Origin of the sequence: Nocardioides sp. CPCC 206347 (assembly GCF_048654605.1) — a bacterium.
GTDB lineage: Bacteria > Actinomycetota > Actinomycetes > Propionibacteriales > Nocardioidaceae > Nocardioides.
The window spans coordinates 132,058-153,926 of record NZ_JBMCYZ010000001.1; the positions used below are offsets into that span (position 1 = coordinate 132,058).

Here is a 21,869-nt window from a genome sequence, read left to right on the forward strand (position 1 = left end):
CAGATCCTTCGCAACTTCTGACGGGTCCCGCACGTCATTCCGGGTAACAACACCGTCCGGGACTCCTCATGGGGAATCACGGACACACGGGACGTGTTGGGACAAACGTGCGGACCTCACCCGGTCTGCTCAGCGAAGGAGAACCGCGATGGCCACCGCAACCGCGAGGCGCAACACCGGGCGTGAGATCGAGGGTAGGGACAGCGTTGGGCTGTACCTGGACGAGATCGCCCGCACTCCCCTGCTCGACGCCGCCCGTGAGGTCGAGCTCGCCAAGGCGATCGAGGCCGGCCTCTACGCCGAGAGCCTCCTTGCCCAGGGCCGGGTCGGCCGCCGCAAGGGCGGCGCCCCGAAGCTGGCCAACCAGGCCGAGCTGGAATGGATCGCCGAGGAGGGCCAGAAGGCCGTCACGGAGTTCATCAACGCCAACCTCCGTCTGGTCGTCTCCATCGCGCGCAAGTACGGCCGCGCGCAGATGCCGATGCTCGACCTGATCCAGGAGGGCAACACCGGCCTGATCCGCGCGGTCGAGAAGTTCGACTACGCCAAGGGCTACAAGTTCTCCACCTACGCGACGTGGTGGGTGCGCCAGGCCATCACGCGCGGCATCGCCCAGCAGGCCCGCGTGGTCCGGCTGCCCGTCCACGTGGTCGAGGAGCTCAACCAGGTCGGTGGCGCCCGCCGGACGCTCGAGCGCCAGCTCGGCCGCGATCCCGACCCCACCGAGATCGCTGCCGAGCTCGGCCTGCCCGTCGACCGGGTCCTCGACCTGATGGCGTGGGGCCGCGAGCACGTCAGCCTCGACACCCCGATCGACGAGGACGGCGACACGTCGCTCGGCGACCTGATGGCCCAGGAGACCACCCCCGGCCCGGACCTGACGGTGCTCGACACCGAGGCCCGCGACCGGCTCAACACGCTCGTCGACCAGCTCGACGAGCGCGCGGCCGACATCATCCGCTCGCGCTACGGCCTGGTCGACGGCCGCCAGCACAAGCTGGCCGACATCGGCGTGAAGCACGGCATCTCCGCCGAGCGGGTGCGCCAGCTCGAGCGGGAGGCGCTGCAGAAGCTGCGTCGCCTCGGCGACCCGGACTTGGCTGCCTAGCCCTGAAGCTCCGCGAAGACCTCCGTGATCCGCGTACGGAGGGCTTCGTGCGTTCCGGTGTTGTCGATCAGGTAGGTCGCGACGGCGCGGCGCTGCTCCCGGGTGGCCTGGGCGGCGATCCGCGCACGGGCCTCCTCCTCGGTCCAGCCGCGGTCGCGCACCATCCGCTCGATCTGGACCTCGGCGGGTGCGTCGACGACGATCACCGCGTCGAACTCCGCCGCGCGACCTGACTCGACGAGCAGCGGGATGTCGTGGACCACGATGCCGTCCGCGGGCGCGGAGGCCTCGAGCTCGGCGTACCGCTGGAAGACCAGCGGATGCACGATCGCCTCGAGGCGGCGCCGCTGCTCCTCGTCGCCGAAGACCAGGGCGCCCATCTTCGGGCGGTCCAGGTCGCCGTCCTCGGTGAGCAGCTCGGGGCCGAACGCCTCGACGACGGCGGCCAGCCCGGGGGTCCCCCGGGCCACCACTTCGCGCGCGAGCTGGTCGGCGTCGATGACGACCGCGCCGAGCTCACGCAGGATCGCCGAGACGGTGCTCTTGCCGGAGGCGATACCCCCTGTCAATCCAACCCTCACTGGCCGACCCTCAACGACGGCCGCCGCCGAGCAGGCCACCGAGCACGTCGCCGAGGATGTCGCCGATGCCGCCGCCCGAGGCCTTCTTGTTGGCGCCCGAGCCGGACAGGGCGCCCTTGAGGATCTCCTGCAGGATCGTGGCGCCGATGCCGCCCGCGGCGGCGCCGCGCTTGCCGGCCACCTTGCCGGCGAGGTACGACAGCACGAGCGGGGCGAGGATCGAGAGCAGCTTCTTCGTCAGGTCCGAGTCGAGCCCGGCGGCCGTGGAGGCACCGGCGAGCTGGTTGACGACAGCGTCGGCGTTGTCGCCGAACACGTGGCCGACGATCTTCTCGCCGTCGGCCGCGTCGACCTGGTCGAGGTCGACCGAGTCCGACAGCGGCGAGTGCTGGCCGAGCGCTTCGCCGAGCGACGCCGCAGCGCCTTCGTCCTCGACGTTGGCGGCGAGCCCGCCGAAGAGGGCGGGGAGCGCCTGGGCCGAGGCGGCACGAGCCTGGTCCGGCGAGATGCCGAGCTGTGCGGCGATCTGCTCGAACGGGAGCCTGCTCAGCAGGTCATCTACATCGGACACGGCATGCCTTTCGCGACGGCTTCACTGACGGTGGCACGACCCTAGCCTGATCGATCACGGGCAGTCCCCTGCGAGGATGCTGCCCGATGAACGCGTCTCCTGTTCCCCTGGTCCCCGGTGACCGCGTGGCCCTGCTCCTCCCCGGTTCGCTGGAGTACGTCGACGCGGTGCTGCGGTTTCTGACCGCCGGTGTCTTCCCGATCCCCCTGGACCCGCGGCTCACCGACAGCGAGCAGGAGCGGATCCTCGCCGGGCTCACACCGACCCGGATCGTGCGGTCGGCTGCGGACCTGGCCGACCTGGTCGACGTACTGCCGGAGGCCGGGTTGCCGCTGGGCCGGCCGATGCACTGCACGAGCGGGACGACGGGGGTCCCGAAGGGCGTGTTCTCGGGGGTCCTGGCGCCTGAGGATGCGAGGGCGTTGCTGGCCGACGAACGCGACCTGTGGGGGTTCGCGCCCGACGACGTGAACCTCGTGCTCAGCCCGCTGTACCACTCGGCACCGTTGCGGTTCGCGATGGGAACGCTGCTGGCGGGCGGCCGCATCGTCATCCCGGGGCCGTTCGACCCGGCCGAGGTGACGGCAACGATCAAGCGGGATCGCCCGACCACGATGTTCTGCGTACCGACCCACCTGCAGCGCCTCATCGAGCACTGGGACACCCACGGCATCCCCGACCTGTCGTCCTTCCGCCTCGTCGCCCACGCCGGCGCCCCGTGCCCCACGGACCTCAAGCGCCGTCTCATCGCGGCCTTTCCCGAGGGCTCGACGTGGGAGTTCTACGGATCGACCGAGGGCCAGTTCACGGCCTGCCGCAGCGAGGAGTGGCTCGAGCGTCCGGGGACGGTCGGGCGGGCGCGGCCCGGGCGGTCGCTGAGCCTCGACGACGACGGCACGATCTGGTGCACGGTGCCGGACTTCGCGCGCTTCACCTACTTCGGCGCACCGGAGAAGACGGCGGCGGCGTGGCGCACCACCCCAGAGGGACCGGCCTTCACGGTCGGCGACCTGGGGCGCCTCGACGAGGACGGGTACCTCTTCCTCGACGGCCGGCGCGAGGACCTGGTCATCAGCGGCGGCGTGAACGTCTATCCCACCGAGGTCGAGCAGGTCCTCGGCACCTGCCCGGGTGTCGCCGACATCGCGGTGTACGGCGTCGACGACCCGACCTGGGGCCAGCGGGTCTGTGCGGCCGTCGTCGGAACGGCCACGGCCGACGACCTCGACCGCTACGCGCGCGAGCACCTGGCGCCGCCGAAGCGGCCCAAGGAGTACGCCCTCCTCGATGCGCTCCCCCGCACGCTGACGGGCAAGGTGCGCCGCACCGAGCTCGTCGCGGCGCATTCCCCGGTCAGCAGCGACCCGTCGCGCGACGCCTGACCGTGATGGCGGCCGGAGGGCCGACCGTCGATCCACGAACGGCGCGGACCCGGAACCGCCACGAGCGCTGGACCGGCAGTCGACGCAACGTCACCCGCACACCGGCGGTCCGGACTCCCCGGGTCCAGCGACCGTCGGCACGACGCTGGATCAAGTACGACGTCGCACCCCTCACGGGCCCCCAGGCCAGCCGCGCACAGCGTCGGCCGGCGGCTGCACGCACCTCGGTCGGCGCCGTCAGGGCAACGGGTGCCGGTGGGGGCGGGAGCGGTGGAGCGACGGGGACGACGTCGACCACGGGCGAGAAGACCTCGCCCTCGGGCAGGTCGTCGCCCTTCACCGGCTGCAACCGGTACTGGTACCGGTGGCCGTTCACGAGTGGGGCGATGACGCGCGATCCGTCGGGAGGCAGGTCGTGGGCGAGGATGCGCCAGGGCTCGCCCAGCGTGCTGTCGCGGCCCCACAACAGCTGGGTCGTGGCTCCCGCGGCTCCCTGCCAGGTCAGCGTTCCCTCGCCATTGCGGGCCGTCGACGCCAGCGAGGCACCGACCCTCGGACCGACCGGCGGCATGGCCAGTGGCCGTGCCGCGGCAGGCCCGAACCCGAGGCCGTGCAGGGCGTCCGCGATCGCCGCCGCGATCTTCACCTCGCCGCGGGCGTTGGGGTGGGAGCCGTCCCAGGTGTCCTGCTCCTCGTCGTACCCCTCCGACGTCGTGGCGACGACCACGGGCGATGCCGGGCTCGTCAGGCCGGCCACGACCGGGGGCAGCGCCTCGTTGAGCGTCTCCACACCCGTGAACCAGCGTTGGGTCGCCTCCGCGACGACGAATGCGAGATCGGGGTCCACCTCGCGCGCCGCGCGGACGAGCGTGGCGGTGTCCGCGGCGACCGCCTCGGGGTCGCGGCCGTACAGGAGGTCGTTGACGCCCAGCATGGTCACCACCACGTCGGGTTGGTGATCGGCGACCAGGGTGGCGATCGGTGTGTCCGGGAATCCGCTCCACATCCCCCAACGCGCAGCGTGGTCGCGGTCGAAGGCCGGGTCGGCGTACGACGTCGCACCGGGACCACTCGGGCGCAGGTTCCACAGGTCGTCGCGAGGGCCGACGAAGTCGACCGCGAGACCCGCGTCCTGGAGATGGCGCCACAAGCGGTAGCGCCAGGTCCAGTCGCCCGAGGAACCCTGGGTGACCGAGTCGCCGAGGATCAGCACGCGGACGACGTCGCCGGGCAGGCCGGGTTCCTCATGGGCACCGTGCGCCGTGCCCGGCAGGGCCAGACCGGCTGTCATGGCCAGCAGTCCGCAGACCGCACCCAGGAACTGGCGACGACGGTTCGTACGCATCCTCACCCCGCGCACGGACCGGCAGTGGTGCCGGGCAGGCAGACGTAGACGGGCGCGCTCGTGGTCCGGGCACCGCTGGCGTCGGTGACGGTCGCGCGCAGCCGGATGACGACCGAGCCGGGTGCGTGGACGTCATCCACGTCCAGCGTCCCGGACGTCTGGCCGGTGATCCGGCTCGACGGGTGCGCGTGGAAGGTCGCACCCGTGTAGTGCAGGGAGTCGACGGCAAGCACGACCGTCGCTGCGAGGTCGACCGGATCGTCGCCGTCGGGGTCGCTGACCTCGACGCTCCACGGCACCGCTCCGTCGGCGGGCACGAACCCGTTGGCCGGAGCCGTCAGCGTCACGTTCGGCGGTCCGCCGACCCGCGTCCAGGTGACATCGGCTGCGGCAACGTCCTCGTCCCCGTGGAGGTGCTCGACCTGCACCACGTGCTGGCCCGCCGGGAGCACGATGTCGTGGGTCCGCGCGTCGCCCCAGAAGGCATTGGCGTAGAAGTCATGCACGGGTTCGTTGTCGACCCACAACCGGACCCATTCGGTGCCGTCGACCTGGAACCGCCAGGTGCCCGCCGCGAGGTCGACGCGTCCGCGCCAGGAGGTGGCGAACCGGGTCCCGGGCGTCTCGGGCAGCTGGACCGCGGGCTCGCACGTCGCCTCGGCCATCGGGGTGGACGGCACCTGGACGCCGGCGTACGGGAACAGCCACGCGTAGGCCGGGTCTCCCTCGTACACCTCGTCAAAGGGTGAGTCAGGACCGTCGAGGTCGTGGAAGGTCCGCCGGAAGGTGCCCACGGGACACCGGTCGGCCAGTGCCTCGCCCGTCCAGCGGATCCGGCGCAGCGAGCCGGTGGTGATCGACACCGACCACACCAGGCCGTCCGGCCCGGTGAAGAACTTGACCGGCCCTTCCGCAGCCGTGGCGTCGGCGAAGCCGGCCACACCGCTGAACTCCCCGTGGTGGTCGACGTCGGCGGTACGGATGAAGGCCTGGGCGTAGTCGCCGAAGACGTAGCGCCCGCGCATCGAGGCGGGGTAGGCGGTCGAGTCGAGGAAGACGCCGCCGCTGATCGAGCCGCCGTTCCCGTGGTGCTGATAGGAGTACGACGGCAGGCGGGACCCACCCTCACCGCGCACCGCGCCGCAGCTGCTCCACGGGCTGTCGAGGGTGGAGACGTCACCGAGGTCGGTCGCTCCGTCGCCCTCACGGCAGGGCCACCCGAAGTTGGCCACCCCGGCCGACTCCTCGACGTCGAGGACGTTGACCTCCTCCCACGTCATCTCCCCCACGTCGCCGATCACGAGCTGGTCGCCGTGGACGGTGAAGCGGAAGGGGTTGCGCAGTCCCAACGCGAGGACCCGCGATGCGTTGCTCGAGCCGTCGCCGACGTACAACGGGTTGTCGGGCACGCCGTGCCCGGTGACCGGGTCGATGCGCAGCACCTTGCCGGCCAGCACCTCCGGGTCCTGCGCGCGCAGGGTCAGCAGGCGCCCCGCCAGTCCGTTCCCGGTGAGGTACAGCGCACCGTCGCCGATGCCGACCAGCAACCGGCCCTGGTCGTCGAAGCCGAGGTCGCCGATCGTGTGCGCCTCGCCGACCATGGGCACGCAGTCCGCCGTACCGACGTTGTCGTCGTCGTAGCACTGCGGCCCGGTGACCGATCCGAGCACCACGTGGCGCGAGTCCGGTTGCAGGTCGGTGCCGTCCCAGGTGAACCGGAGGACCTGCTGGGCATGCCGGTTGTCGCCGCCGTCGTCCATCACGTAGCTGACGTAGACGTAGCCGTTGGCGGCGAAGTCGGGGTCCACGGCCAGGCCGGTCATCCCGGCGTCGCCCTGGTCGAGCACGTCGGCCTGCAGGTCGAGCACCTCGCGCGGAAGCGACCATCCGTCGTCGCCCGTGGGCTCGACGACCAGGACGCGTCCGCCCTTCTCGGCGACGAAGACCAGGCCGTCGGGCGTGCTGCCCGCACTGGTCGGCAGCTCGAAGCCGCCCTGGATCGTGTCGAGCGCGAAGTTCTCGGCGATGCCCGAGTCCACCCCGAGCGGGGAGGTCGCCCGCTCGAACGCCGTCACCGGGCTGATCACGCTCTCCACCGGGCCGATCGCCCGGGCGACGACGTCGTGCGTGCCGGCGGCGGGCTCAGCCGTGAGTCCCCAGGGAGCCGTGGTGTCCTCGCCGATCAGCTTGCCGTCGAGGTAGAAGCGCACCGATCGCACCGCACCCGTGGTGGTCACCGTGAGCTGTGCCGGATCACCGTCGGCGACGACGGGTACGCCGACCGTGGGAGGGACGAGCGTCGTGGACACCGTTGCGGCGGCACCGCGGTGGGCCGCGGCGCGGACCCGCAACCGCTGGCCGGCCACCGCGGACGCCGTCGTCGCGTCCTCGACCTGCAGGACGCGCGTCGTACCGAGTCGTCGGGTGGCGACGGTCTTCCACGTCCCGTCGTTCCCCTGCGCCTGCACCTCGACCACGCGCCCGGAGCGGGCGTGCGAGACGGTGACGCGCGCGTCGACCCGGCCGGCTGCGTCCCGCCCGAACAGGACACCGACCGCCTGCGGCGTCCCGTGTACGACGGCCGTCCGGGAGACGCGTGTCGCGTAGCGCCGACCGTGGATGCGGGTGGCGGGTGCCAGCACGCGCAGCACGGTGCGGGTGCCGGTGGCGCGGTACGCGAGGGACACGTCGCCGCGCCGGGTGCTGAGACCGCGGGTGACCGTGATCCAGCGCGTCCCGGACTGCCTCTGGAGCCGCACGGGACGCGCGACCCGCGTTGCGAACCGGGTGCGCGCGGTGACGGCCTCACCGACCATCGGCGGTACGGGCGACACGCTCAGGGTGGGGCGCGCCGCAGCGTCTGCGGCCGGAATGGCCAGCGTCAGCGAACCCGTCAGCGCGGTCGCCAGGACGAGCAACATCCCGAGGACCCCACGCACCATGGGCCCAGTCTGTGGCGCCGGCACCCCTTGTTCAGGTGAACGAGGACCACCCGGGACCAAGGTCCCGGGTATCTCGCCCGACCGGCGTCCGGACAAGACCACGTCGCGCCCGGATCCGGTGGGCTAGTTTGACCCGATGAAGAGGCAAGCGATCAGCCTGAACGACTCGGGCTGGCTCCGCATGGAGACCGTGGCGACCCCGATGCAGGTGGGCATGCTGGCGACGTTCTCGAAGCCGGAGGACGCCGGACCGTCGTACCTCTCCGACCTGGTCGACCGGTGGCGAGCCCATCGCGAGTTCCAGCCGCCCTTCAACTACGTCCTGCACGGATCGGCGATCCCGCGCTGGGAGCCGCTGCCCGACGACGCGATCGACATCGACTACCACTTCCGGCACTCCGCGCTCCCCGCTCCCGGCGGCGAGCGTGAGCTCGGCATCCTCGTCTCGCGCCTGCACTCGGCGCGGATGGATCGCCGCTACCCGCTCTGGGAGTGCCACGTCATCGAGGGCCTCGAGGGCGACCGCTGGTCGATGTACATGAAGGTGCACCACAGCCAGATCGACGGTGTCGGCGGCGTCCGCCTGCTGCGTCGTACGTTCTCGGTCGACGGCGACCAGCGCGACATGCTGCCGCCGTGGGCGATCGGCGTCCGCGGCCCGGACCAGTCGGGCGTACCGGCCGTCCCGCGCTCGAAGACACCGGTGAAGCCGAGCCGCAAGGTCGTCAGGAACGCAGCCGCCGTCGCGAGCTCCCTGACCCGCACCTACAGCGAGTCGTTCTTCGGCACCAAGGACGAGCTGCGGGCCGCTCCCTACCGCGCACCGAAGTCGATTTTCAACGGCAAGATCAGCACGCCGCGCCGGTTCGCGACGCAGCAGTACCCGATCGACCGCCTCCGTGCAGTCGGTACAGCGGCCGGCGGCAGCCTCAACGACGTCTTCCTCGCGATCTGCGGTGGTGCGATCCGCCGCTACCTGCAGGACGTCGACGCCCTGCCCGCCAAGAGCCTGATCGCCAACGTCCCCGTCTCGGTCCGCACCGGCGAAGGCGCCTCCGTCGGCAACGCCATCACCTTCCTCTACACACAGCTCGGCACCGACGTGGCGGACCCGCTCGAGCGGATCGCCCGGATCAAGGCGTCCACGCAGCTCGGCAAGGAACGCCTCCCGGAGGTCTCCGGCGCGGCTATGGACGCCTACACCGCCGGCCTGATGGCGCCGTTCCTCGGCCAGGCCATCACCCACCTCGGCGGCCGCGGCCGACCCGCGTCCAACCTGGTCCTCTCGAACGTCCCCGGCCCCGCCGAGCCGCGGTACGTCGACGGCTCCCGCCTCGAGGAGTACTACCCCCTCAGCCTCCTCTTCCACGGCCAGGCCCTGAACATCACCGCCATCAGCTACGCCGGCCAGTTCAACATCGGCTACACCGGCTGCCGCGACAACCTCCCCCACCTGCAGCGGATCGCGGTCTACTCCGGCGAGGCGCTGGAAGAGCTTGAGGTGGCGCTGGGGATCAGCGCCGAATCCTCGGCTGGGTAGCCCCCGACGGAGGGCAACGTGGCAACCTTCGCCGCAGGATCGAGCGCGGCATTCCGCCCAGATTGGGCGCCTCGCATTGCCCAGAATGCTGCCGAAGCGACGGACTCGCCTACTAACGTCAAGCAACGCCGCCACCGAGCGAGCGCACCAGCTTTCAGCTAACGGAAACTAGGACGAGCAATGAAGCTATGTCACATGCGTCTAAAGAACTTCCAGTCGTTCGGACCGACGCCAACGGACATTGAACTAAGCAGACTCACGTTCGTGCTCGGTCCTAACGGTTCTGGAAAAACCGCAGTCCTGCAAGCCTTGGCTCGCCTCTTCAGCCCGGTCCCGTCGATGCGCCGGGTTCAGCCCTCGGACTTCCATATCCCATTCGGGACCGCTCCCGAAGATGTCGACAACGAGTTGTGGCTGGAAGCCGACATTGAGTTCGAGGAGACCGCCGACGAAAAGGGCGACTACCCCTCGATTCCGCCGTTCTTCACGCACATGGCATTGGAGACCACAGGCGGTGTTCCGCGTATCCGAGTCCGTCTCACTGCCACACTCGAGATCGATGGCTACATCGACGAGAAGATCGAGTACGTCACGCAGACCGACGAAGGCGGCCAGCCAACTCAACTCTCGGAGATGTCGCGGCACGATCGGGCCGCGATCGAGGTGCACTACCTTCCTGCGCGACGCGACCCGGTCGACCACGTCGCTTTCACAGCCGCGTCACTGCTAGCAAGAATGTTGCGCGCCGCCGACTGGACTGACGAACGGGTCGAGATGGTTCGCCTAGCGGACGAACTCTCTGCGTCCATGGTCGCTAACTCTGCCGTCGCTGGAATTGGAGCGGAGGTACAGAACGCGTGGGCGACACTTCACAAGGGCAGCTTCTTCAAGGACCCGACGATCGCGTTCGGCCGTGGCGAACTCGATGGTGTTCTCCGACAGTTGACGATGACTTTTGCGCCAGGTCCCGGAGGCGGAACCGTTGACTTCGACCGGCTGAGCGATGGTCAAAAGTCCCTGCTCTACATCACGCTCGTACTGGCCTGGCGAGGCATAGCTCGGAAGGTGCTCAGCGGCGCCGAGACCTCGTTCGACCCCGACAAGTTGCGACCACCGGTGCACGTGATCTTGGCGCTTGAAGAGCCCGAGAACAGCCTGGCACCTCAGCACCTGGGCAGGATACTTCGCCAGCTCCGGACGGTTTGCGCCGACGACGACGTCCAGGCGCTCGTCGCGACTCACGCGCCCGCACTCCTTCACCGAGTCGATCCGGACGACATCCGATTCCTTCGTCTGGGTAACGACCGCGCGACTCAGGTCCGGACCGTACTGATGCCCGACGATGCCAACGACGCCGCGAAATACGTCCGCGAGGCCGTTCGTGCGTACCCGGAGTTGTACTTCGCTCGCCTCGTCATCCTCGGCGAGGGCGACAGCGAGCAGATTGTCCTGCCTCGGGCACTGGCTGCGACGGGCATGGCGGATGACGACGTGGCCGTGAGCGTGGTTCCTCTCGGCGGTCGCCACGTCCACCACTTCTGGCGACTGCTCGAGCGCCTCGAGATTCCGTACGTCACGTTGCTAGACCTGGACAGCGGGCGCAATGGTGGCGGCTGGGGAAGGATTCGCTACGCCGCCCTCCAGCTCAATCAGCACACCGCCGCGGTCGTTCCGCAGGACAAGATCGATGGACTGCCCGCGTGGGACGACGACCGGGCGTTCCCCGAGTACGAGGAGGGCAAGGGCTGGGTCGCCTGGCTAGAACGCAAGGGGGTGTTCTTCTCCCACCCCCTCGACCTGGACCTGATGATGCTGGAGGCCTACCCCGATGCGTACAAGGTTGCTGACGCAGCCCCGCCGGGTCACTCGACGAAGATTGCGGTACTCGGCAAGAGCCATGCCAACACGCACCACTATTCGGTCGAGCAGCTCGAACTGTTTCGCGAGTACCAGAAGCAGTTCAAGCTCGGGAGCAAGCCGGCGAGCCACCTGGCTGCCATGGCAGCGTTCGACGGACAGGACGAGCTGCTCTTCGATGCTCTTCCCGGTCCCCTTGCACGGCTCATCGACGCCGTTAGCAAACGTCTTGAGTCGACGCCCGAATGATCTCCCCTGAGAGCTGGAAACCGGCGGACGGGATCACCCTCGAGACGAACGCACTCCTAGCCGTACGAGAGCAAGACTCTGACGTCGTGGTCTCGGCCGGACCCGGCGCAGGCAAGACCGAGTTGTTAGCTCAACGAGCGGACTTCCTCCTCACAACGGGCAGCTGCCCCTACCCGAGACGAATCCTGGCGATCTCGTTCAAAGTCGACGCGGCACGCAACATTCGTGAGCGTGTACGTCGACGTTGCAGGGGCCAACTGGCGGCGCGGTTCGACAGCTTCACCTTTCACGCCTTCGCCAAGCGGATCGTCGACAACTACCGCGTCCTCCTCACTGGCACCGACGCCCTCGATCCCGACTACACCCTTCACGCGACTAAGCGGGTCCAGTACGAGCAGATCACCTTCGATGACCTTGTTCGGCTCGCCATCGACATCCTCCGGATAAGCCCACACGCGCGCAACGCCATCCACCAGACCTACACCCATGTGTTCCTCGACGAGTTCCAAGACGCGACGGCGAAGCAGTACGAACTCCTGAAGGAAGCGTTTCTAGACAGCAGCGCGGTGCTAACCGCAGTAGGCGACACCAAACAACGCATCATGAAGTTCGCCGGGGCGCTCGACGGCATCATGAAGACCTTCGCCGGCGACTTCAGCGCCAACTCCCTCACGCTCTATCAGAATTTTCGTTCAGCTCCCGTGCTCCGCCGTATGCAGAATCGCATGGTGCTCGTAATGGACCCGCCAGCCGCAATCGATGCCGACGACATCGAGGGCACCGGTGGGACTATTGAAGTGCTGAGCTTCGGCTCAGCCTCCGAAGAGGCCAAGGCTGTCGCGGACCGAATCGGCGGATGGCTCAGCGAAGGCGTCCAGCCGCACGAGATTGCCGTACTTGTCCGACAGCAGCCCCACCTCGTGTGTGACGAACTCATAACAGAGCTTCACGCGCGTGACGTCTCTTGCCGCAACGAGCAAGCACGCCAAGACCTGACTGCGGAACCCGTCGCCGCCGTGATTCTCGATTTGATTCGTGTTCTTGCTGACGTCGGCCGCTCATCGGCCTACGCGCACCTCATGCGGATCGCAGCGGCCCTGAGTCCGACGGAGGAAGTCGCCCTTAGGAACGCCCGGGCATTGAGCAGCTTCTTGATGCTCAGGCGACGGGACGTACGCGCAGGAAACTCAGCAAGGTCGAGCGTCGACAAATGGGCTGTACTCGTTGCCGACTTCGTCGAACTAACGTCTGTCTCGGCTTTGGCGACGCTCTCGCCTGACTATCAGCGTGGCCCTCGCCTCGACGACGTCATCTCACAAACAGTCGAGGCCTTCGGCACCGAACTGACCAGGGACGGCGATCCGCTCGCTGCACTTAGGCGCCTGTCCGAGGAAGATGCGGTTCGTGTACTCACCATCCACAAGTGCAAGGGCCTTGAGTTCGAGAAAGTCATCGTGCTCGGAGTTGAGCACGAACTCTTCTGGGGAGACGTGGACTCCAACCGAGCTGAGTTCTTCGTCGCAGCCTCCAGGGCGAAGAACGAACTGATACTCACAACTGCGGCAACCCGAGCGCGCCCTCCGGCGGCTGCTGGTCGGTGGGACGTGAACAGGCACGCTAATCAGGAGTTCCTGCGCTATGCATTCGAGTAGGCCGAAAGCGCGCCAAGTCGGTAGTCGTGCCCACGGCATGTCAGGCGCCGCAGACTGTAGGTCTTGATCTGTGGCGAGACGCTCAATGCGGCTCATCGCTAGGCCGCGCGAGATTGGTCCGCGGCGTTTCAGCGCGTCTACGTAACGTCGGACCCGCACAAACGCGCCGAGTTGAACACGTCTGCGGAAGGGACTGCTGCGCGACTCGGTGCCAGCAGACCTAGCCCAATCTGCCGCGTTCACTCCCGGCGCATCTCGACTCGACGCGACGCTAAGGGTTCGGTGTCCCTACCGTGGTCACCATGTCCGAAACGCGCATCCTTCACGATGAGATCTGCCCGAAGTGCCAAAGCCCAATCCGGGTCCACGAGAGTGTCATTGCGAATACCCGTAGGCGAGCCGTGGTTCGCAAGGAGTGTTCACGAGGCTGCGTGCTGCTCGCGTCCGACCTTGAAGAAGCCTGAGCAACGTAGCGTCAGTATCCCCCGCGGCGCCTCCTCGTTCAGCGTCGATCCACCGCTAGCCGGACGCATCCGGATGTGTCGACATGCCGAACATGTCGGAACGGCCAGAATAGGTGCGCGTCCGTGGCGGTTTCTCGCACGGGCTTTGAGAGGCTAGGCCGAGTCGATCCCATGACCGACCGAGCGAAGCAGCGAGGAGCGCACGTGTCCGAGGACGAGTTCCGCTACCTATACGAGCGGCTGGACTCAAGCCAGTTCCAGCAACTCGTTTCAGCACTTCTCGCGCACAAGTATCCCGACTTCCGGGCCTTCCCAATCGGACAAGCCGACGGCGGACGCGACGGGATCATCGAGGACGTCGACAAGGTCATCGTCTTCCAAGACAAGTGGTCCAAACGTGGTCGCGAGAAGGACCCGGTCAAGTGGCTCTCGGCAGCCATCGAGGGCGAAGAGGCGAACATTCGGGCCCTCGCAGCCAAAGGCGCACAGCGCTACGTCCTGGTTACGAATCTCGAAGGCACCTCAATGCGTGACAAGGGCCAGATGGACAAGCTTGATGTCGCGTTGCGCAAGTACGAAGCCGACTTTGAGATGCCTCGCATGGAGTGCGTGTGGCGCCCGACTCTGAACGCCTGGGTCAGTGGCGCGCCTTCCGAAGTGACTTGGGCATTCGCCGACATGCTCGCCGGGTGGGACCTCATCCGGTATCTGGTCAGCGAGTTCGTGGGAGCGAATAGCGACACCCGCACCCGCCGCGTCATCAGAAAGATCGCCGAAGTCGCTTGGAAAGAAGACGAGAAACTTAAGTTCTCTCAGCTTGCCATCGGCAAGCACCGCGTGACCGACCTGTACGTCGACGTTGGCGCACGACAACTGCACGCCCCGGTACCGCCGGGTACGCGCCGCAATACCCGGGAACAAGCGGCTGGCGGCGTGTTGCCCAGCGTTTCGGCCCACGTGACCAGCAGCATCTTGCCGTTCACCCTCGTGCTCGGGGCTCCCGGACAAGGCAAGTCCACCTTGACCCAGTACCTATGCCAGTCTCACCGCGCCGCATTTGTCTCGGACGCGGTCGCCAAGGCCGGCCTCCTCACGCTCGCCGAGGACCAGGTCCGGTTTCCCATCCGCGTCGAGCTCGGCATGTACGCAGCATGGTTTGAGGGCGAGGACGTCTTCGAGGAAGAAGCAGCCAAGACGAAGCGGAAGTCGCTAAAGAACGGTTCCATCGAGATGTTTCTCGCCGAGGTGTTCGCTCGCGCGACTGGCGACGACAAGGTCGACGCCAGTGTCGTCGACCAGCTTCTCAATCTTGTGCCGGCCCTCATCGTCTTCGACGGGCTTGACGAGGTCGGCAACATCGCGGCTCGCACCCGAGTGGTCAAGGAGATCGAACGCTTCTGCGCAGCAGGGTCGGCCTATGCCACACGACCCAGAGTCCTCGTGACCTCACGACCCAACGCCACCGAACTTCCCGAGCCCTCCGAGGATACGTTCGAGGTTCTCGCCCTCGAGCCGTTCACTGACAAGCAGATCGCGACCTACATGCAGAGGTGGTGCGCCGCCAACGACCTCAAGTCCACCGAAGGGCGCCGGGTCCGCAAGGCGTTCAAGGCACGCGCCGAGGAGGCCTACATCGGGGAGTTGGCCAGCAATCCGATGCAGCTGACCATTCTGCTCGACCTTCTCAACCGAGACGGAGAGGCCGCACCAACCCAGCGTACCGATCTGTACGACAGCTACGTGGATTTGCTGCTCATACGGGAAGCGAACCGGCACCCGAAGAGCGTCAAGAATCATCAGGGCGATCTGCGAGATATCGTTCCATTCCTGGGTTGGTACATCCAGTCGCGCAGCGAAGAGCACAACCTGTCGGGTCGGATGTCGAAGACCGAGGTCGAGGCCGCGATGACGCACTTCCAGAGCACCTACGAGAAGCCGACCGCAATCATCGACGAACTTCTCGGCGCCGCATCGGACCGACTCTGGGCGCTGACGAGCAAAGAGCAGGGCACCTACGAGTTCGACATCCAGTCCCTCCGGGAGTACTTCGCTGCCAAGTTCCTGTACCGGTTCGCGGGCGAGGAGAACACTTCCTTCGACCGCACCGACGTTCTCCGCGCACTCCTGTGCCGCCCGTACTGGTTCAACACAGCACGCTTCTACGGCGGGAATGCGGACACCACGGACCTGTATGTCCTTGCAGGTGGCATCGCGGAGGCAGTCGAGGACAACCCAGACACGCAGACTCTGATAGCCGCATGGACCTTGATGACCGATGGAGTGTTTAACGGTCGGCCGAAGCAGGCCAACCAAGCTCTGCGCGCTCTCCTGCAAGACGGCAACATTCCGGCACTGCGCTACGCGCTGCGTCGCCGCCAGATCGTTCCGTTGCCTGGCTTACCCACGCCCGCGCCTGAGAACCCCGTCTGGTCCGAGCTCATCGGTATCATCAGCGAACATCCACAAGATCCGCGTGGTCTGCGCGCTGTCCGCGCTGTCCATGAACTTCTGAACTCTGCCAGCGAGTTCGGCGACTGGTGGCGCGCGAAGCTCGCCCATGAAGTCGGTACCGACCGCGAGCACGACTGGCTGCGACTCGGCACCGTGTTCGAGTCCGGCAACGGCCCCGTCGACGGGCCAGTGCTCGACCGCATCGACCTGGCCGATGATGGCGTTCAACTGTTCCTCAACGCCGGCCTCGCACCCACCCGGGGAAGCGACCTCGAAGCTGAACTGATCGCAGAGGTCTTGGACGGGCAGGCGCAAGTCGTCCGCTCGACTCTCTCGCATCCGGCCCGCGTAGCGGCAGTACTTTCACCGCGAGCGTTCTTCGCCTCATCAGACATGGGATTTGCTGACTCCGGAGACGGCGCTGCTCGGATACGAACCGAGGTGCTGCGAGGGCTGGGACGGGTTCACTCGCCGTTCGAGACGATCGCGAAGGAGCGGATTTTCAAGAAGGGGGAGAAAGGGTCGACGTTCCCATGGGCGAAAACGGCGACGGCGCTGTTCGACGAAGTCGGCCACTGCTGGCTCTCGTCGGCAATCGCAATCGTGGGCGCAGCGCACCCACACCAGGTCGCAGCGACCGTGTTCAGCGGTACTGCCGCGTTCGGCACCAGCCACCACCCCGCAACCTTGTTGCGCGAGAGCCGTGCCCACGCAGACGACCTCGCTTGGTGGCAGAGCCAATTGGTCGCTGCCGACAACGACATGTGGCGCGCCGAGTGGGCATTTGCGCTCTGGGCAGTCGCCAGCGTCGCAGTCCTCGATAATCTCCTACACACCTGGGAATCAGTTGTCGGAAACTTGCCACCGAAACGGCATACCGCCTTGGACCAGAGCATCAACATCGTCAATCACCGACAAATTCTTCGCGACAGGCCCATCACCACTACACCGCAGAGCGGCATTACCGAGCGGCTCATTCGCGCGCGAGCCGGCGAGCCTGCACGAGGCGGATCCACATTGCCGGGCGCCGACCACCCGCCGCCACTAGCCATCACTGCACGAGAAGAGAAGTGGCTACTGGTCGACCGGACGGCGAAAGTCACATATCGCTAGTTCACGGATTGCTCCGCTTCCGGCAGAACATTCGGAACTGCCGCGAAGAGTGCGTCATTTTGCCGCGATACAGCCACTTCGTCAGCACCAGCGCACCTCCCGAACCAGCGCCTCAGCCTCGTGATTCAGTCGACGTTCGCGCCGGCCTTGATCGGCGCGAGGGAGGTGCGGCGCATCTCAGAAGTCCACTCGGCCACCTCACCCTCGTGCCAGAACCACTCGCCACGGTCCCGGTATGCCGAGAATCGCTGATGCAGGTCGGCCTCGCAGTCGTACGGAATTGTGAACAACAGCTCGAACGGGCCAATCACCATGCCGTCAGGCATCGTTGCCCCGCCATTCTTGAGCGACTTCAAGCGAGACGGGATGTCAGCTGACTTCCCGATTTTCACCCAACGGCCGCGTTCAATGACGTAGACGTGAGAAACCGGGCGAGGCCGGGCCGCGACAGGGGAGAACGGCTCCTCCGGGTTCGCGGCGGCGTACTCGGCGAGCGCAGTGTCGCTCATCAAGGGGCCGTCTCCGTCGATGACAGCAATCGCGGCCACGGCGATGCCGCCCGCCTCGTCGATCATCCCGTCGGCTGCCTGGTCCGCGTGGCTATCGCACAACCAGAACGTCCCGCCGCCGTACCAGTCGCCATTGTTGTCTCGGGCCGGATTGCGACGACACATCTGCTCCTCGCGGGCGTCCCACGCCCCGCACCTCACGCCGGCCACGACCTGCACCCACACGGACGGCTGCTCAGCCTGGGGGCCGTTCACGGCCTGGTCCTTCACGTGGCTGACCGTAGACCTTCGCGCCGACACAATCCTTCGGCAGCATCGTTGGCGAAGGCAGGTTCGTCGCTGAGCGCCTCTCCGATCAGGCCACCATTGCGACGGGGCAGACGGTCACTCCCTTCGTTCGTGCGGCCAGCTGCCGCGAGATTCCACAGGCAATCTCACAGGTCGACAGACGTCCGCCGAAATCGCTGCCAGACCGGGATGTTCCCGACTGCGTCAGATCGCCGCGATCACGCCGCCGACGCAGACCGACTCCACGATGTTGTCGGTGCGCCTACCCTCCGATGGGTGAGCGAAGGTGCTTCTTCCGCCGCGACCGACACCTCGTCCTCCTCGAGTGCCAGGCCGACAGAGCTATCGACGCAACAAGTTAGGTCGCCGAAAGTGTGTGGAGGGGCTCATCCGAGGTCTTCCGCATCGTTCACAACTGGTCCTAGATTGACCCACGAGGTTTCGGTCCGCTCGGCGTCAGGCGTGCAGCTGACTGAACTGCGTCGTTCAGGCTTTTCTGGAAGTTGCACTTCTGGTTTGGAGGACACACGTGGACGAGCGTTCGGAGTTGTACTCCGCGGACGAGTTACTTGACGGGTTCTCGACTGGTGGGTTTACCGGCACATGGGACTTCGGGATATTCCGCGAGTTCATGCGCACCGGTGGGGCGGCGCCCGGTTCGGCAGCGCGCCGGAAGCAAGCTCTGCACGACGCGACAATCTCGGATGCGCTGATGGGGTACTTGCTGAGCGAGTTGCCTTTGGTGGGAATCATGGGAGGTCACAAGGTGCACCGCGACTCGCCGGCCTATCGAGCTGTCGCCGAGTTGACCAATACCCTTGCTGGGGAATTCCTTGTCGCGAGTGGTGGTGGGCCAGGAGCGATGGAGGCTGCGCACGTGGGTGCCGCGGCCCCTGATCTCGAGACTGTCGATCGTCTCATTAACCGACTCAGCGCTGAGCCCGAGCTCCCTCGACTCATCGACATCGTTGACCGTGGCGGGAATGTCATTGGCACCCCTGAGACGTTGGCCGCTGCCGAGCGGTGGCTTGCTGCCGGCATCGACGCGCGGTCGTTGCTCAAGGAGGTCCGCCCAAGCCTGGCGATTCCGACCTGGCTGTATGGGCAAGAGCCCACGATGCCGTTTGCCACCGCTTATGCCAAGTACTTCCACAACAGCATCCGCGAGGAGGCGCTGGTTAAGCAGTCGGCCGCGGGAATCATCTATGCACGCGGCGGCGGCGGCACACTTAGGGAGATCTTCCAGGACGTCGAAGAGAACTACTACGCCCCTAGCGCTAATGCGTTCACACCCATGATTTTCTTCGATCCCGAGGGCTATTGGCAGCGTGACTTCGGCGGGACTGCTGATGGCATTGACCTCGACGACCTACTGCGCAGGATCATCGTTAAGGCTCGTGCCGGCACAGGAGACGCTAACCAGTGCTTGGCGAAGATCCATTTCACCACTGATGTCGATGAGGTTCTTGAAGCACTGCGAGCCCACCGGGGCGTTGCCCGCCAGAACCTCGAACTGATGTCCGCTGGCGGCGCTGGCGACCTCTTCCGTGCGCTACTCCGATAGACCGGTCTGCTGTACAGACAGGTGACGCTACATGCGTCTATCCGCCGCGTATGCCCGCAACGGCAAGCGGGCACTCAGGCCAATGAGCGCGCGCGACACCATGCCAGTGGTCACCGGTACCGTCCTGGACGTGGTCTATCTCCTTCACCTCAACGGTCCGCCAGGAATCGGCAAGTCCACGATCGCCAGGCGATATGCCGAAGAACACCCCGGTGTACTGAACTGCGACATAGATGCTCTTCGGACCCTGATCGGCGGGTGGTCGGACGACTTTCTGAAGGCTGGGGCTCTCATCCGTCCCGCGGCGATGGGAATGATCGAGGGCTACTTGGACAGCGGCCACAATGTAGTGCTCCCTCAGTTGCTGATCCATCCTGCCGAGGTCTCGCTGTTCGAGGCGTGCGCTGTTCGGACCAACGCGCGATTCATCGAGCGTTTCCTAATGGATGGCTGTGAGCGATCCGTGGCGCGGTTCCACCGCCGCGGTGAAACGGACCCTGACAACCCGTGGCACTCTCAAGTCCAAGCCATAGTCGCTGCACAGGGTGGCGACGAGGCGCTTCGCCAACGGCACTCGGCGCTTCAAGCGTTGCTGGACCAACGTCCCGACGCGATGCTCGTTCAAAGCGCGGAGGGAGACGTGGAGGCCACCTATCAGCGACTGGTTGCCTCACTCGCCTGAATACCCGCCCGTTCCTGCCGCTGTCGGAGATGCGCCCTGCAAGCCGCAAAGCGCGCACCCGAACATGACCCAATCCGCCGCGAATCGCCGGCGAGCGCCGGGCACTACGCCGACCCACCGGAACCCTTGATGGACGCCGTTCGCCGCCCGAGCGACTGAAGGTCTCACCCAAGTCACGCTCATCCAGAGCAGCTCGGGCGAAGACTCAGTCTTCGCGTGTGCTCCAGTGCGCCTTATAGATGCTCATGTTGTGGAACCCGTCCCACTCGGGGCCGTTGATGCCGGTAGCCACCGTTAGCAGCACCCTGGGCGCTGGCGTCACAAAAAGCTCAAGCGACTCTTCGAGCTCGTCGCGAATCTGTTCCAAGTCCGCGTCCGTCTCCGCGTTCTGCTCCAGGACACAGGCGTGAAGGATGATGCGGTTGTATCCGATCTCGACGTTGAGCGCGTCGACGTTCTGCCTGATCAGACAGACACTGGCTTGCCCCGCGAGGTAAAGCACGAGATGTTCCCACGCATCGTCACCAGAGAATGAGAGACGGCGCGACCTCCGCTTGCCCGGGTCAGGGCGGAGTCGGGGAGGACGCGACATGGCTCAGAGGGTGTCACATCGCTTGACTTGGCCTGATGCAAGTCCCGCCAAGACGTGCAAGTGCACTCCCCCTCGATGATCTGCGACCGAATCAGTGACAGCCGGACCTAATGCATTCCGCGCATAAGCAGCCCGGATTCCGGAGAGTCGGGTGCGAGGACACCCAGAACTGAGCGGTCATCCGACCCTGGCACTTCTGGCTGCTGCCTCCACCGCGCTTCGGCGCTTGCGCTGATGATTCCTCGCCGAAACGACCTCGCACCCGTCGTGGCTGTAGGCAAGGCACTCGAATCGATCAGGATCTGCGGAGTCGCAGTCGCCGTGCTGGCGGTCGACTCTGGTCAACCCGCCGCATGGTGATCGGCGCCGGTTCTTGGTCGTCAAGGAGTTCCCGCAACGCCCCGAGGTCGTCCCGAATGTCCGTCCCTGTGAGGTACTCCTCGTACTGACGCAACCCATCAAGAATGTCGGCGTCCACTTCAGTGGAAAGCACTTGGCGGACGTAACCCAGGACGACCTCCATGTCCTCCATCCACGCCATGACACTCCGCGACGTCCACCGCGACAGGCCGTCGAAGCGGTAGCACGCCATCACTTCGTCGGAGTCTGCGCTCATCACGGCCGCGAGCTCCGTTTCGTTACGTGGTTGCCGGAACACGAACTCTCGTCCGTAGTGGTCGTAGGCGATGTTGTCCGGTGCACTGAGTCGACCGGTCATGCAGGTGTCGCCGGACACCGACCAGACCAGACCCGGGACGGTGAGGACTGTTCGTTCGTCCCAGTCCCCAGGCGGCTCTTCGAGCTTCGCTTCAAGCCCCGCTCGCGCGCTCGGATGAGTGTTGCCGAGGGCAGCGCTGGCAGCGACTTCGCGGACCGTCGCACGATCAGGAAGGAAGGCGGGCACCCATCCATGGTCTCGCAGTGTCGGATGCTGCGAAACGAAAAGACCGCCCGTTGACCGATGCGGTGCACCTACACT

At 66.5% G+C, this 21,869-nt stretch carries 15 protein-coding genes; 8 read left to right on the plus strand and 7 right to left on the minus strand.

Annotated elements, in window-relative coordinates; translation table 11 throughout:
- The first annotated feature begins 148 nt into the window (after window positions 1–148).
- The gene (locus ACOACQ_RS00675; RefSeq protein WP_378600322.1) at window positions 149–1,108 is read left to right on the plus strand and encodes a sigma-70 family RNA polymerase sigma factor; all 960 of its coding nucleotides are present in this window, start codon (window positions 149–151) and stop codon (window positions 1,106–1,108) included.
- Here the strand turns inward: ACOACQ_RS00675 and coaE are convergent.
- Both coaE and ACOACQ_RS00685 read right to left on the minus strand, forming a co-directional pair.
- Window positions 1,105–1,677 (minus strand): dephospho-CoA kinase, encoded by a 573-nt coding sequence (coaE, locus tag ACOACQ_RS00680; RefSeq protein ID WP_420287403.1) that lies wholly within the window; start codon window positions 1,675–1,677, stop codon window positions 1,105–1,107. The genes ACOACQ_RS00675 and coaE overlap by 4 nt on opposite strands.
- A 22-nt stretch (window positions 1,678–1,699) precedes the next feature.
- A complete protein-coding gene (locus ACOACQ_RS00685) occupies window positions 1,700–2,260 on the minus strand; it encodes a DUF937 domain-containing protein (protein ID WP_378600317.1) in 561 nt (186 codons plus the stop codon).
- A gap of 86 nt (window positions 2,261–2,346) precedes the next feature.
- On the opposite strand from ACOACQ_RS00685, the gene ACOACQ_RS00690 reads away from it, so the two are divergent.
- Complete coding sequence (locus ACOACQ_RS00690; protein ID WP_420287404.1) at window positions 2,347–3,642, plus strand: class I adenylate-forming enzyme family protein; 1,296 nt, start codon at window positions 2,347–2,349, stop codon at window positions 3,640–3,642.
- Here ACOACQ_RS00690 and ACOACQ_RS00695 read toward each other — a convergent pair.
- The gene (locus ACOACQ_RS00695) at window positions 3,614–4,987 is read right to left on the minus strand and encodes a GDSL-type esterase/lipase family protein (protein ID WP_420287405.1); all 1,374 of its coding nucleotides are present in this window, start codon (window positions 4,985–4,987) and stop codon (window positions 3,614–3,616) included. The genes ACOACQ_RS00690 and ACOACQ_RS00695 overlap by 29 nt on opposite strands.
- A 2-nt stretch (window positions 4,988–4,989) precedes the next feature.
- Window positions 4,990–7,929: a PQQ-dependent sugar dehydrogenase gene (locus ACOACQ_RS00700; protein ID WP_420287406.1), complete on the minus strand. Its 2,940-nt coding sequence runs from the start codon at window positions 7,927–7,929 to the stop codon at window positions 4,990–4,992.
- A gap of 136 nt (window positions 7,930–8,065) precedes the next feature.
- On the opposite strand from ACOACQ_RS00700, the gene ACOACQ_RS00705 reads away from it, so the two are divergent.
- The 4 genes from ACOACQ_RS00705 (at window position 8,066) to ACOACQ_RS00720 (ending at window position 17,255) form a co-directional block, all read left to right on the plus strand.
- Window positions 8,066–9,469 carry a WS/DGAT/MGAT family O-acyltransferase gene (locus ACOACQ_RS00705; RefSeq protein WP_420287407.1) on the plus strand — a complete coding sequence of 468 codons (1,404 nt, stop codon included), beginning with the start codon at window positions 8,066–8,068 and terminating at the stop codon, window positions 9,467–9,469.
- Between the two features lie 180 nt (window positions 9,470–9,649).
- Window positions 9,650–11,575 (plus strand): ATP-dependent nuclease, encoded by a 1,926-nt coding sequence (locus ACOACQ_RS00710; protein WP_420287408.1) that lies wholly within the window; start codon window positions 9,650–9,652, stop codon window positions 11,573–11,575.
- Window positions 11,572–13,227 carry a UvrD-helicase domain-containing protein gene (locus ACOACQ_RS00715; RefSeq protein WP_420287409.1) on the plus strand — a complete coding sequence of 552 codons (1,656 nt, stop codon included), beginning with the start codon at window positions 11,572–11,574 and terminating at the stop codon, window positions 13,225–13,227. The genes ACOACQ_RS00710 and ACOACQ_RS00715 overlap by 4 nt, the downstream gene beginning before the upstream one ends.
- 668 nt (window positions 13,228–13,895) lie before the next feature.
- Window positions 13,896–17,255, plus strand: coding sequence for an NACHT domain-containing protein (locus ACOACQ_RS00720; RefSeq protein WP_378597593.1), 3,360 nt, complete (start codon window positions 13,896–13,898; stop codon window positions 17,253–17,255).
- A 125-nt stretch (window positions 17,256–17,380) separates the two neighbouring features.
- Here the strand turns inward: ACOACQ_RS00720 and ACOACQ_RS00725 are convergent, their stop codons facing one another.
- Complete coding sequence (locus ACOACQ_RS00725; protein WP_378597592.1) at window positions 17,381–18,034, minus strand: GIY-YIG nuclease family protein; 654 nt, start codon at window positions 18,032–18,034, stop codon at window positions 17,381–17,383.
- 547 nt (window positions 18,035–18,581) lie between these two features.
- Here ACOACQ_RS00725 and ACOACQ_RS00730 point away from each other — a divergent pair.
- Both ACOACQ_RS00730 and ACOACQ_RS00735 read left to right on the plus strand, forming a co-directional pair.
- On the plus strand, window positions 18,582–19,616 hold the full coding sequence (locus tag ACOACQ_RS00730) for an LOG family protein (protein WP_378597591.1): 1,035 nt from the start codon (window positions 18,582–18,584) through the stop codon (window positions 19,614–19,616).
- Window positions 19,617–19,647: 31 nt separating this feature from the next.
- Window positions 19,648–20,298: an AAA family ATPase gene (locus ACOACQ_RS00735; protein ID WP_378597590.1), complete on the plus strand. Its 651-nt coding sequence runs from the start codon at window positions 19,648–19,650 to the stop codon at window positions 20,296–20,298.
- A 205-nt stretch (window positions 20,299–20,503) separates the two neighbouring features.
- On the opposite strand, the gene ACOACQ_RS00740 is transcribed toward ACOACQ_RS00735, so the two are convergent.
- Window positions 20,504–20,800: a hypothetical protein gene (locus ACOACQ_RS00740; RefSeq protein WP_420287410.1), complete on the minus strand. Its 297-nt coding sequence runs from the start codon at window positions 20,798–20,800 to the stop codon at window positions 20,504–20,506.
- A 385-nt stretch (window positions 20,801–21,185) separates the two neighbouring features.
- Complete coding sequence (locus tag ACOACQ_RS00745) at window positions 21,186–21,794, minus strand: hypothetical protein (protein ID WP_420287411.1); 609 nt, start codon at window positions 21,792–21,794, stop codon at window positions 21,186–21,188.
- Window positions 21,795–21,869: the final 75 nt, after the last annotated feature.